We start from the raw sequence: 11,869 nt of genomic DNA, 5'->3' as shown, positions 1-11,869 counted from the left end.
GCTTCCTTAATCTGCGAGCTTTTTAACACAGAAAAAAACGGAAGATTGCCTACGGCAATTCTCCCGCCTTCTGGAACCTGCCACTTACCGGTTTTGGACCAGACCGATGATCGTCACCATGAGCACTAGCAGCTGGATGAGTGTATCGTTACTCATTCCAATCGCCTCCATCCCACATGAGATACTCCTTCGGCCGTTTCCCCTCTCCCCGGATCATGACGCTTGTTCCCCAATACATACCTATGCAGGTGGCGGGAAGCTTATGATCAATCATGGATGAAAATCTCCATACGTTTAAGGTTTAATCCAGGACCACTGCAAATCCATTTCCTGAATACATTCACGGTTATCATGTTCATCATTGGCCACCAGTGGGGTCACTGGATAGATACTCATGTCTCCTTGCTCATACGTGCGCAGTAGAGGCAACAGCTCATCTATGTTCTGGACAGACGGGTCCAACCATGAATCTATATGATCAGCTTCCAAAATAGCCGGCATACGGGTATCGAATTCACGTATATCCGTATTGGCATGAACTGTCATCATCGTACAGGTGCGTAAAGGCTCCTTACGACTATCCTGCCATACTTCATATAGTCCCGCGACCGCAAACATCTTCTGTTCCGGCAGTACCACCCGTACAGCACACATGCGTTTACCCAATTTGCGCCAATAATAAAATCCATTGCATGGAATAATACAACGTCGGGTTTCCGCCATCTTGCGATAACTCGGATTTACCCGAACCGTATTCAAGTCTGCATTGACACAATCCTTGCCCCAGTAGGGAATAAATCCCCAGCGAAATTCATCAAGTACCCGTTCTCCATCCTGATGCAGCACAATTGGAACATGCTGAGTGGGACTCATGTTATAGCGTGTTTTGTAATAATACATCACCCGTTGTATACCAAAATGATCCCTTACCTCATCCAAATCAGCCGATAACGAAAACCTTTTGCACATACGCTATTCATCCTTCCGCCTTTTTCATCTATTGTGCGGATATACAAGGAAAAATATGCATATGCAGGTTTTGCAAACATCCAATAAACGACAAAACATATAGCAATATCCCCGCAGTTGTGAAGCTACGGGGATAGATACTAGCTTATATCGTTATTACTTCTTTTCTACCGCGTGACCGCCAAATTCATTGCGCAGCGCAGCAACCACTTTCCCGTTGAACGTGTCCGCATCAAGAGAACGGTAGCGCATCAGCAGGGACAAAGCAATGACTGGAGTTGCAGCCTGAATGTCCAGCGCTTCCTCAACCGTCCATTTTCCTTCACCAGAAGAGTGCATAACCCCACGGATTTCGTCCAGGTTTGCATCTTTGGAGAATGCCCGTTCAGTCAAGCCCATCAGCCAAGAGCGAATAACAGAACCGTTGTTCCACACACGCGCTACTTGTTCATAATCAAAGTCAAAGCTGCTTTTTTCCAGCACTTCAAATCCTTCACCGATGGAAGCCATCATGCCGTATTCCACACCGTTATGAACCATTTTCAGAAAATGTCCGCTTCCGGATTTACCTGCATACAGATATCCGTTTTCCACTGCTGTGTCGCGGAAAATAGGCTCAACAACCGCCCAAGCTTCCGGATCGCCACCGATCATGTAACAAGCGCCATTGCGTGCGCCTTCCATCCCGCCTGAGGTTCCAGCATCCATGAAGCTGATACCATATTCTTGAAGACGGGCATGGCGAGCAATAGACTCTTTGTAATGAGAATTACCACCTTCAATAATGATGTCTCCTTTGGACAACATCGGCTGAAGCTGATCCAGCACAGAATCCACAATTTGGTGAGGAACCATAATCCACAATACTCTAGGGGATTGAGTTGCCTGTACAAGCTCTTCCAATGTGGAAGCACCTGTAGCTCCATAATCCTTCATTTCTTGGATGGCGGCTGCATTGACGTCGTAAGCCACAAGTTCATGCTTATGATCGATCAAATTTTTCCCGAGATTTAAGCCCATTTTTCCCAAACCAATTAATCCTACTTGCATTGTAAAGGCCTCCTGCCGTAGCAAACATATTTTGTATATACTTTCTTATTGATGTTAAGAACGAACGACTGCTTTTTCAGTGCTTTCGGACTTTTCGTCCAGCCACCATGTAAAGCCTTGCTCTTCCAACAATTGATCTGAAGCTTCTGGACCGTAAGAGCCTGCTGCATACGTATGAAGTGGAACCTCACCACGAGCAAAAGCTTCCAGTACAGGTTGAACCCACACCCATGAAAGCTCAACTTCGTTCCAATGAGCAAAAAAGGTGGAATCGCCGCGCAGCGCATCAAAGATGAGGCGCTCATAGGCTTCTGGTACATCCTTGGCCTCGGAATGATAATTCATCAGAACCGTTTCCAGTTGACCAGCGTTTAACGGGTCTCTGCTATTCAGACGCAGCGTTACCTTTTCATCCGGGTTAACATGGATGATCAGCAAGTTCGGGTCAGTCGGTTGCCCTTGAGCGGCATAAGGATCTGTGCTGTCCTTTTTGAATTCCACAACGATACGAGTAGATTTTTCTTTCATGCGTTTGCCAGTACGAATATAGAAAGGTACACCCGACCATTGTTCGTTGTCAATCCATAGGCGAGCTGAAATGAAAGTATCATTTTGTGAATCAGGACCGATGTCCGGCTCTTCATTATAGGAAGGAACTGCTTTTCCGTTGATCTCACCGTTGGTATATTGGCCTCTAACCACGTTGGAAGCAATATCGGAAGGATCAAGTGCACGAAGCGCGTCCATCACCTTGCTTTTTTCATCACGCACCTGGTCAGCCGTGACATGTCCCGGCTTGTTCATAGCCGTCATCATCAACACCTGTAGCATGTGATTTTGTACCATATCACGAATAGCGCCAGAATGATCATAGTATCCTGCTCGCTCCTCCACCCCTACAGTCTCGGATGCGGTAATTTGCACATTGGCGATGTATTGATTGTTCCATATCCCTTGAAGCAATGGATTAGCAAATTTTAAGGCTTCCAGGTTTTGTACCATGGGCTTACCTAAGTAATGGTCAATACGATAAATCTCATCCTCAGCAAATGTTCTGCTCAGGCGATCATTCAGCTCACGTGCTGATTCCAGATCATGTCCAAATGGTTTTTCGATAATGAGCCGTTTCCAACCCTTTGTTTCAGCTAAACCACTCTCCCGAATATTGAGGGCAATCACATCAAAAAATTCCGGTGCCACCGATAAGTAAAACATGCGGTTCCCCGGAATTCCCAAGTCATTTTCACGTTGCTCAGCAAGCTGCAGCAGCTTTTTATAATCTTCCGGGTGGTTGACGTTCAATGCGCTGTAACGGAAAGCACTTAAGAACTGATCCATCTGTGCACGGTCTTCATTCACGTGTCTGGAAAAATCCTTAATGGATTGCTCTACATTACTTTGAAATTGCTCGTCCGCCACTTCACGACGCCCCATCCCAATTACAGAAAAGGAAGCCGGAATTTTACCTTCTACAAACAAATTATACAAGGCAGGGTAAATTTTGCGTTTCGCCAAATCCCCTGTCGCTCCAAATAAGACAAATGTCATTGAATCCATGAAATATTCCTTCTTCCCATTATAAAGATGAGGTTATTAAAAGTTACCTGAGGAATTAACGTAACCCATAATACACCCAAAATAAGGGGCAAGTCAATCAAATTTTAGCGAAATCGTGAACATTCGATATATCCTGTAATGATAACGTTTTCTGTGGTATGATTGACGAAAGGAAAGAGAAAAAACTGTTAAATATGTCACAGTTGATACAAAGCGTTATAGTTACTATTGGTATACAGAGTTACTTTTAGTATACTGTTTAAAACAACAATGAAATTGAGGGGATTCAGATGAGCGACGACAGGCAGCCTAAGCTTTTGTGCGGTAAGGTGGAACAGTCCTTTCAGATCATCAGCAAAAAATGGACCGCTCTCATCATTCATACTTTGATGGAACATCCCAAACGATTTAGTGAAATTCACGTCTCCATACCTGATCTTAGTAAACGCATGCTGAACGAACGTATCAAGGAACTAGAGCTTTCCGGCCTGATCCTTCGCAATGTCATCACAGAGCGGCCTGTGCGTACCGAGTATTCGCTGACACGCAAGGGTAAAGAGCTAGGTGATGCATTAAATGGTGTGGAGAGCTGGGCCGAGAGATGGCTTTAACCGCTAACAGGAGGTCGTCACACAGGGTCTCCTGTTATTGTGTTACCCCATGTGGATCATAATACAAACTATAGTACGAAAATAATGGAACAACCGCGCAACAGCTCATGATTTCAGAATGAGCCAAGGAAGGATGAGAACGATGGCATTTGGCATTACCCGGCAGGAGCTTATGGCCTGGAAAAGAGAGGTCAGTCGTGGTGAAATTGCTTTCCTGACACATTACTGGCTGGATGATCGCTTTCCAGGCATTACAACCGTCACCAAGGTGGGATGTTCTGATTTGGACAAGCTGCGCTTATGGTGCAACCATAACGGATTGAACCCCCAATATATTCATCAGCGTCAGCCCTATCCGCATTTTGATCTTATCGGCAACAAACAGACGGAAATTTTACGTAAGTACGGCATGAGCGATCAATTAAAACGCTTCGAACTTCAACTCCCAACGAGTACACACCCATCGTTCTAAACCGCAGCTCTCAGAGCTGCGGTTCTTTTGTTCTAATACCAGTTAATACCTTGTGTATCCAAATCGCTGACATAGCTCCTTCTCCCATCGCCACAGTCGCTTGCTCGGCATGAGCTCCTAAGTCCCCGGCTACCCATACATTTTCCACATTTGTCATTTTGCTGCGAGGATGAGTCTCAATATGCTTATTATGCAGCAGATGTACACCCAGTTGCTCCGCCAGCTCTGAATGAACGTGATTGCTGCCAAAGGCTAAAAAGCCCCGCTCTGCTCGAACCACATGTCCATCAGCCAGCCGCACTCCTTCAAAACAGCCCCATTCTCCGGTTATAATCTCTGAAATGACTGCTTCCTTATAGCCAATCCCTTTTTCCCGCAGCTTTACGATCAGCTCGTCCGGCACCTCTGAACGCTCATGATTGACATAAACAAGTTGATCGGTGCGCGCTGATAAAATCAGAGCCATGGAAGCTCCTGCTTTGCCTGCCCCCATAACGACCGTACTGCGATCCTGAACCTCATAACCGTCACAATCCGGGCACACATATACACTGTTGCCCAAGCAGGCTTGTAACCCATCCAGCTTTGGAAAACGGTCCGTTAGCCCTGTCGCCAACAGTAGCGTTTTTGACGAATACACGGATCCTCCCTCCACTTGAATGTCAAAAAGCTCATCTCTTTTGGCGGCTTTTACCGCCTTCCCTTCAACAAATTCAGTACCTAGTTTCGTGGCTTCACTACGTCCAAGCCGTCGCAGCTCTTCACCAGAAATTCCGTCAGGAAAGCCCAAAATATTATGATACTGGTGGCACAGCGTAGATCGACCATAGCCCGAATCTATCACTAGAACTCGATGACTGCTGTATCTCCCCAATTGAATCGCTGCTTGCAATCCGGCAATTCCCCCACCAACAATAATGCAATCATAGTTCATCACTTTTCCTCCTTTGAATGCGCGTTATCCTAGACATCTGCATAAAATCGCAATAACACCTATGTAAACTTCTCATCCAATTTTAAACATAATATCACCCACTAACGGATGAATTAACCCCTGTGTCCGTATATATCAAAAGCTTACATGCCTTAAAAATAGAATGACAAAGAGCACTGTAGATAACCACAGTGCTCTAATCAGGCTGAACCTGAAACGTCATTTTATCGTGAACATTATTTAAATGTTTTTACGCGTTCCTCAACAGGCTGGAATTCTTTTTCACCTGGTTGGAATGTCGGTTTACCAAATGGCATTTCAGCAATCAGTTTCCAATGCTCAGGAATGTTCCATTCGTTTTTCACTTTTTCATCAATCAATGGGTTGTAATGCTGAAGGGATGCCCCCAGTCCTTCTTGCTCCAGAGCCGTCCATACTACCAATTGCAACATACCATTAGATTGGTTGGACCAGATTGGGAAATTGTCCGCATAGGCTTCAAATTGTTGTTGCAGACCAGCTACCACGTTATTGTCTTCAAAGAACAAGACTGTTCCGTATCCGCTGCGGAAACCGTTCATTTTCTCGGCAGTAGACTTGAATTGCTCCTCATTGCCTACAACCTCACGCAAAATATCTTCTGTAATATTCCACAGTTTATCATGATGCTCTCCGAGCAACACTACAGCACGTGAAGTTTGGGAGTTGAAAGAGGTAGGTGTATACTTAACAGCTTCCTCTACAATCTCTTGAATCCGTTGGTCAGAAATGACCTGTTCTTTGCTAATACCATAATAGGAGCGTCTGTCTTTCAGAGCTGTGAAGAAGTCTTTAGCCATTTTGTTACCTCCTGAGAAAAATTAATTACTTTTCGTAACTTAATATACATTACATATATCTTAAAGTCAAGAGATTTCTTTTTAAATATTACCAGTTAGTTGATGATTATACGCCACCATTATATTTTTTCTCACTGGAAGAGGTGTGCTTGGTTGCATCCTTGTCTCTCTCCTCCTGCCTTTCCATCTTCAAATCCTCTACGGGAATGGCGTCTACCGTCTGCTCAATCTCAAAACGGTCAAACAAGCTTTCCTGCTCTGTCGGATACTGCTCTGCATGATCTCGATTGATCGACTGTTCCTGATGTTTAGACTCCGTTGTTCCTTTCCCCGTCTGTCCTTTCTGCTCATTCTGATCGTGCAGGTTATCTTCAAATGGGGCCATTTTACTTCCCTCCCTATCGGATTGGTGTTCACAGTATACTTTTACCTTTCACATCGAGGATTAAACGCAAAAAAGAGAAAATCTCCGCAAAGATTTTCTCTACTCATGTTCTTATAGATGGTTGATTGGATTATTCCGAGCTGGATTTACCTGTACACTCATGAAAAAGATGAGGTTCCAGCTTCTCTCCCGTTACGAGCTTCTGCACCAGTTGAGTCCCCGAGTCGGGGGTCATTTGACCATACCAGTCCCCTTGAGGATATACGATCACAACCGCAGCATCATGACAACGCCCATTACAGCGAGTTCTGGTCGTATGAATATATGCTTCTGCATTTTGATTACGAATTTCATCCCGAATTGCCTGTGTAACTTCTTCACCCTCATGTCGCATACATGTGCCTCCATTGCAGATCAACACATGATGCTTCATTGGTTCTAATTCAAAAATAGCCATAGCTTCCCCTTTAATCAACAGTTGTTGGTTTTAAATCAATGTTTATCTGGATAAAGAACAAGCTGTGCTTCCATCTGACCAGCTTCAATCGTCAGCACGATAAATGAATATTCGTCTTCGCCGCGTTTGTCCGTCGGAGACCCCGGATTAAGGACAAGCTGACCGTCAATCGTTTTGACCACCGGAATATGCGAATGTCCATAAATCAGGCAATCCAGCGTTTCTCCCTTAAACGTATTCAATGCGATATTTTCTGTCGTTCCTCGCCAGCCGTGACCGTGAACCATGCCGATCCGCTTGCCTTCAACTTCAACGATTCGCTGATAGCCTAAACGCTCCACGATGTCCATTCCATCATTGTTTCCAGCAATGCCTTGCACAGGCGCAAATTCAGCTAGACATTCATATACGAACCAATCCGTCCAGTCTCCGGCATGGAGAATGAGGTCACTGCCTTTTAACTCCTGTACAAGCCGACTAGGCAACGCTTTGCTTCTATGCGGCATATGAGTGTCTGAAAGTACGATGATTTTCATATAAATTCTCCTTACCAGCGTCTTTACACGGATGAACTTTGTTGCCCCACGCGCTGCTGAAGTGCCTGCTCCAGATCTCGCAGCGTAACGGTCTCGAAAAACGCCTGTATTTTCTGCTCTGCCACGGTATATAAACCATCCAATAATGCGTCTATGTTCCTGCCTACCTCACAATTATGATTGCTGTCGGTATGGATGGCGAACAACGGACCTTCATCCTTGGTCGCCTCATAGATCATTTTCAGATTGATGTTTGAACTGGACATGCTTAGACGAAAGCCGCGTGCTCCAGGCGACGAATCCACCAAACCCGCTTGTTTGAGTCGGCTCATAATCCTTCTCACAACTACTGGGTTTGTATTGATGCTGGAAGCAATAAGTGACGATGTCATTCGCTCCGGTGCCCCTTCAGCCAGAAGAAGCAGACAATGGATACTAACGGAAAAATGGGTACTCATGTTAACCACCTTTATGTGTGTGCCTCATTAAATGTTTGGAAAAATGCTTGTTTCCATCATACCACAATAGAGGCACCAACACAGTGCTTACTGCACCTTACTCCGGAAAATAGTCATTTTCAGGACGTACTCGCACTTTTAATTGGCGTACACTATATTCCAACTGCTTAACGATATCCTCCAGTTGACGACGGTCCAGTCCATTAAGGTCGGCCGCAGGCTTGGGTGCATTTTTCAAATCACGTATGGTTGCCTGCTGCTCCTGCCACTTGTCCATCAGGTCGGCTATATTCGCATAAAAGCGTTCATAATCCTTGATCACTTCATCCAGAAAGGCATCCACCTCGTCCGGATCATAGCCGCGCATTTTATTCTTAAACTGTTTCTCATGAATGGAGAGCGCGTCCAGCTGAATGCCCAGTTGTTTAAACAACTGCTTTTGTTTATCCAGACGACGCTTCATATGTTCATCCATCGGTTATTCCCTCCTTAACACACTATTCTTTTTATATCACATTCTAGGCTGGGAATAAAAGTCTCTGCTGATTGCCCGGCCCTATGAACGGGTATAAAAGAGCATACGTGTCACTTATACAGACCACGAAGGGAAGAGATGATCATGAACCATTTGAACGATTCGCAGCTTGCAGAGCTGAAACATATGTTGCTGGAGCAGAAAAAGGATTTAGAAAAGCATTTTGAACAAAACGGTCAGGAAAACGCTCAATTGGGAGAAACACTGACAGATTCCACAGGTGAGCTCTCGTCCTATGATAACCACCCCGCTGATATAGGGACAGAAACCTTTGAACGGTCCCGTGATCTGGCGATTAATGATTCGCTGCAAGACGAGCTGGAGCAAGTCAATGCAGCCCTTCAACGGATGAAGGATGGGACGTACGGAATATGTGTGGCGAGCGGGGAAGAAATTCCTTTTGAACGGTTGCAAGCCATTCCATATACAGCCTATACAGTCGAGCACACGCCAACTCGAGAATTATCGAATGACCGTCCTGTAGAGGAACAGGTCATGACTCCGCCGCCCAAGGGTGCAGGTGAGGTTCGCCAACGGAATGCAGGACGATTTGACGATGCGGGCGCATGGGACGCCGTGGAGAAATACGGTACATCGAACTCGCCTGCAACTGCCGCCAAGCGTGATGTCACTGATTATGATGAAAATATGTAATGCTATATGCTTATGTATTCGTTCATCTAAAAAAGCAGCTTGTCCTTTGGACAGGCTGCTTTTTATGTCTTTACGGGAATACAGTGATCCCGTTATCCAATTTCTATCCGTTTCCGACTGCGAGCTGACTCAATACAAGCGTCGATCACCTTCATATTGCTCACCGCATCTTCTGGCTCATACGGCAACGGGACACCGTCAAGCACCGCTTTAGCAAAAGCATCCGCTTGCAGTTCAAAGGAATTAAAACCTTTCAGACGTTCCTCACGCGTGACCGAACCGACGTGGACGAAAATTTGCGGTACAACAGACGTTCTTTCCCAACCGAACATTTTGGGCATCGCAATCGTACCCTTGCTACCGAGAATTTCCATGTTGGAACGATTAGCTGCCCACATGCCACAATCGAAAGTAAGGTTGACTCCACCCGGAAATTCCAGCAAACCGGAAGCCATCATATCGACGTTGTCATGCTCCGGGGAAAATAAGGCATGTACCGTCACTGCCTCCGGTTCCCGATCCAAATACATACGAGCGGCTGATATCGGATAGACGCCCACATCATATAGCGAGCCGCCGCCCATGTTTTTATTAAAGCGCACATTATCTGCCTGATCGGTATTGTTAAACGTAAACGTGCAATGGATGCCGCGAATGTCACCAATTTCCCCACTATTGATAATTTCCTTAATTCTTCGATGTTTGGGATGATAGCGATACATAAAAGCCTCTGCAAAGATCACTCCTGCACGTTGACATGCTTCAATCATGCGACTTGTCCCGGCCGAGCTAAGAGAAGATGGTTTTTCACACAAAACGTGCTTCCCAGCCTCCGCTGCCCGAATGGTCCACTCTTCATGCAGATGGTTCGGCAACGGAATGTACACCGCTCCGATTTCGGGATCAGCCAACAGTTCATCATAGCTTCCATAACTTTTCGGAATATCGAACTCCCGGGCGGTCTCAGCGGCTTTATCCGCATTACGACTAGCAATCCCAAGCACTTCTCCGCGTTCGGATTGCTGAATTGCCGGAATTACAGCGATTTGGGCGATCTCCGCAGTGCCTAAAATTCCCCATTTCAGCTTTCTACCCATCATTCTCATCCTTTCGTGGTTAGGAATAGTTGTCTTGTTCCGCTTTATGCAGCATACCTAAGCAACGGTCCAAATCAGCTTTGACCTGCTTCTTGTACAATCGTGCTTTCTCCTCCCCATCATCTGTAAAGTGATAGAGTACAATCTCCTGAAAATCCACGCGCGGGTCTGTTCCTTTCAATCGCTTGGTACGGTAAAAAACACCTTCCTGTACCAGCTCATGCAGCGCCCGGTAAACCTCGCTCTGAGGCGGAACATACCCAAAGCCACTAAACTCATCTTTCATCGATTCGAGCATCTGATATCCATAACCGCGATGCCTCTCCACCATTGTGATCAGATAAATTTTGATAAAAGCCCGCTGGGATATCATAAACGCCATTTCACAGCCTCCTCCACACCTTATTCGTGCACCTTATCTTCCATTATAAACCACTCTGCGTCCATACACTATTTCCTTTGATGATATGAGAGCGTATGAGAACCCTTCATCTCTTGTGACCTGTTTTAAGATGGCGAGAGATATAGAATGAGGCGATATAGAGTAGTGTGCGAAGCGCTGAGAAATGATTTTATTGTTTTTACTATTATGAATTTTTCATATGTTGAAATAATGTAATTAAAACTAAAAAAATAGAGTTACAGATTACGAAGACTGGATTAATTGTTTTAAGGCCTCCGTATCGTTACTTGTCAAAACAGGAATATATTCTGTTATTTTTTGGATGTCCCAGTCCCACCATTTCAGGGTTTGTAGCATAGCTATAGTTTCCTCATCAAACCGATAACGAATTAACTTCGCAGGATTTCCTCCTACAATGGAATATGACCGAACATCTTTAGTCACCACGGCGTTTGACGCAATGATCGCGCCATCACCAATTTGAACTCCGGGCATAATGGTAGCGTTGTAACCAATCCAAACATCATTTCCAACCACAGTGTCCCCTTTGTAGCCCCCACTTAAATTGGGTAAACCAACTTCCCAATCTCCGCCAAACGCTCCAAAAGGAAAAGTCGTAAATGCATTTGTATTATGATTAGCACCATTCATAATAAATTTGGCTTTGGCTGCAATCGCACAAAACTTACCAATCTTTAATTTGTCCCCTATAAAATCAAAATGATAAAGGACATTTTTCTCAAAATCCAAAGGGTTATCATCATCGTCATAGTAGGTATAATCCCCGATTTCGATATATGGATTAACCACTACATTGTTCAAAAAACACAGACTTCTAATATTTTTCATCGGAAAAACGCTTCTTGTATCTGGACCACTCATTTTGCGACCCTCCCATATGGTTGTTCCTTC

At 45.0% G+C, this 11,869-nt stretch carries 17 protein-coding genes; 3 read left to right on the top strand and 14 right to left on the bottom strand.

Features of this window, described 5'->3' with window-relative positions; all coding sequences use genetic code 11:
• Positions 1 to 148: 148 nt before the first annotated feature.
• The 4 genes from JOE49_RS26680 to zwf form a co-directional block, all read right to left on the bottom strand.
• Positions 149 to 274 (bottom strand): hypothetical protein, encoded by a 126-nt coding sequence (locus tag JOE49_RS26680; RefSeq protein ID WP_256703523.1) that lies wholly within the window; start codon positions 272 to 274, stop codon positions 149 to 151.
• A gap of 20 nt (positions 275 to 294) precedes the next feature.
• On the bottom strand, positions 295 to 969 hold the full coding sequence (locus JOE49_RS16155; protein ID WP_023988305.1) for an SOS response-associated peptidase: 675 nt from the start codon (positions 967 to 969) through the stop codon (positions 295 to 297).
• A 156-nt stretch (positions 970 to 1,125) separates the two neighbouring features.
• The gene (gnd, locus tag JOE49_RS16150) at positions 1,126 to 2,019 is read right to left on the bottom strand and encodes a phosphogluconate dehydrogenase (NAD(+)-dependent, decarboxylating) (RefSeq protein WP_053325295.1); all 894 of its coding nucleotides are present in this window, start codon (positions 2,017 to 2,019) and stop codon (positions 1,126 to 1,128) included.
• 54 nt (positions 2,020 to 2,073) lie between these two features.
• Positions 2,074 to 3,576 (bottom strand): glucose-6-phosphate dehydrogenase, encoded by a 1,503-nt coding sequence (gene zwf / locus JOE49_RS16145; RefSeq protein WP_023988303.1) that lies wholly within the window; start codon positions 3,574 to 3,576, stop codon positions 2,074 to 2,076.
• A gap of 290 nt (positions 3,577 to 3,866) precedes the next feature.
• On the opposite strand from zwf, the gene JOE49_RS16140 reads away from it, so the two are divergent.
• On the top strand, positions 3,867 to 4,187 hold the full coding sequence (locus JOE49_RS16140) for a winged helix-turn-helix transcriptional regulator (protein WP_007430161.1): 321 nt from the start codon (positions 3,867 to 3,869) through the stop codon (positions 4,185 to 4,187).
• Between the two features lie 142 nt (positions 4,188 to 4,329).
• Positions 4,330 to 4,659 carry a hypothetical protein gene (locus JOE49_RS16135; protein WP_023988302.1) on the top strand — a complete coding sequence of 110 codons (330 nt, stop codon included), beginning with the start codon at positions 4,330 to 4,332 and terminating at the stop codon, positions 4,657 to 4,659.
• A 10-nt stretch (positions 4,660 to 4,669) separates the two neighbouring features.
• Here JOE49_RS16135 and JOE49_RS16130 read toward each other — a convergent pair whose 3' ends face one another.
• The 7 genes from JOE49_RS16130 to JOE49_RS16100 all read right to left on the bottom strand — a co-directional run bounded on the left by JOE49_RS16130 (position 4,670) and on the right by JOE49_RS16100 (position 8,743).
• The gene (locus tag JOE49_RS16130) at positions 4,670 to 5,593 is read right to left on the bottom strand and encodes an NAD(P)/FAD-dependent oxidoreductase (RefSeq protein WP_209941839.1); all 924 of its coding nucleotides are present in this window, start codon (positions 5,591 to 5,593) and stop codon (positions 4,670 to 4,672) included.
• Positions 5,594 to 5,829: 236 nt separating this feature from the next.
• Positions 5,830 to 6,432 carry a nitroreductase family protein gene (locus JOE49_RS16125; protein ID WP_025722870.1) on the bottom strand — a complete coding sequence of 201 codons (603 nt, stop codon included), beginning with the start codon at positions 6,430 to 6,432 and terminating at the stop codon, positions 5,830 to 5,832.
• 106 nt (positions 6,433 to 6,538) lie between these two features.
• The gene (locus JOE49_RS16120) at positions 6,539 to 6,817 is read right to left on the bottom strand and encodes a hypothetical protein (RefSeq protein ID WP_013310018.1); all 279 of its coding nucleotides are present in this window, start codon (positions 6,815 to 6,817) and stop codon (positions 6,539 to 6,541) included.
• Between the two features lie 130 nt (positions 6,818 to 6,947).
• Positions 6,948 to 7,274: a (2Fe-2S) ferredoxin domain-containing protein gene (locus JOE49_RS16115; RefSeq protein ID WP_076160164.1), complete on the bottom strand. Its 327-nt coding sequence runs from the start codon at positions 7,272 to 7,274 to the stop codon at positions 6,948 to 6,950.
• Positions 7,275 to 7,309: 35 nt separating this feature from the next.
• Positions 7,310 to 7,810, bottom strand: a complete 501-nt coding sequence (locus JOE49_RS16110) for a metallophosphoesterase family protein (RefSeq protein ID WP_023988298.1) — start codon at positions 7,808 to 7,810, stop codon at positions 7,310 to 7,312.
• A gap of 23 nt (positions 7,811 to 7,833) precedes the next feature.
• Positions 7,834 to 8,268 carry an Rrf2 family transcriptional regulator gene (locus JOE49_RS16105; protein WP_013310015.1) on the bottom strand — a complete coding sequence of 145 codons (435 nt, stop codon included), beginning with the start codon at positions 8,266 to 8,268 and terminating at the stop codon, positions 7,834 to 7,836.
• 97 nt (positions 8,269 to 8,365) lie between these two features.
• Complete coding sequence (locus JOE49_RS16100) at positions 8,366 to 8,743, bottom strand: DivIVA domain-containing protein (RefSeq protein ID WP_023988297.1); 378 nt, start codon at positions 8,741 to 8,743, stop codon at positions 8,366 to 8,368.
• 144 nt (positions 8,744 to 8,887) lie between these two features.
• Here JOE49_RS16100 and JOE49_RS16095 point away from each other — a divergent pair, with 144 nt between their 5' ends.
• Entirely contained in the window at positions 8,888 to 9,457 is a 570-nt protein-coding gene (locus JOE49_RS16095; RefSeq protein ID WP_053325293.1) for a TraR/DksA C4-type zinc finger protein, read from the top strand.
• 92 nt (positions 9,458 to 9,549) lie between these two features.
• On the opposite strand, the gene JOE49_RS16090 is transcribed toward JOE49_RS16095, so the two are convergent.
• The 3 genes from JOE49_RS16090 to JOE49_RS16080 form a co-directional block, all read right to left on the bottom strand.
• On the bottom strand, positions 9,550 to 10,554 hold the full coding sequence (locus tag JOE49_RS16090) for a Gfo/Idh/MocA family protein (RefSeq protein ID WP_209943641.1): 1,005 nt from the start codon (positions 10,552 to 10,554) through the stop codon (positions 9,550 to 9,552).
• A gap of 19 nt (positions 10,555 to 10,573) precedes the next feature.
• A complete protein-coding gene (locus tag JOE49_RS16085; protein WP_013310011.1) occupies positions 10,574 to 10,936 on the bottom strand; it encodes a replication termination protein in 363 nt (120 codons plus the stop codon).
• A 264-nt stretch (positions 10,937 to 11,200) separates the two neighbouring features.
• Positions 11,201 to 11,839 carry a CatB-related O-acetyltransferase gene (locus JOE49_RS16080; RefSeq protein WP_209941838.1) on the bottom strand — a complete coding sequence of 213 codons (639 nt, stop codon included), beginning with the start codon at positions 11,837 to 11,839 and terminating at the stop codon, positions 11,201 to 11,203.
• Positions 11,840 to 11,869 lie beyond the last annotated feature (30 nt).

Origin of the sequence: Paenibacillus sp. PvR133, assembly GCF_017833155.1 — a bacterium.
In the GTDB taxonomy this organism is placed as follows: Bacteria; Bacillota; Bacilli; order Paenibacillales; family Paenibacillaceae; genus Paenibacillus; species Paenibacillus polymyxa_B.
This window is presented reverse-complemented; position numbering and strand designations above follow the sequence as displayed.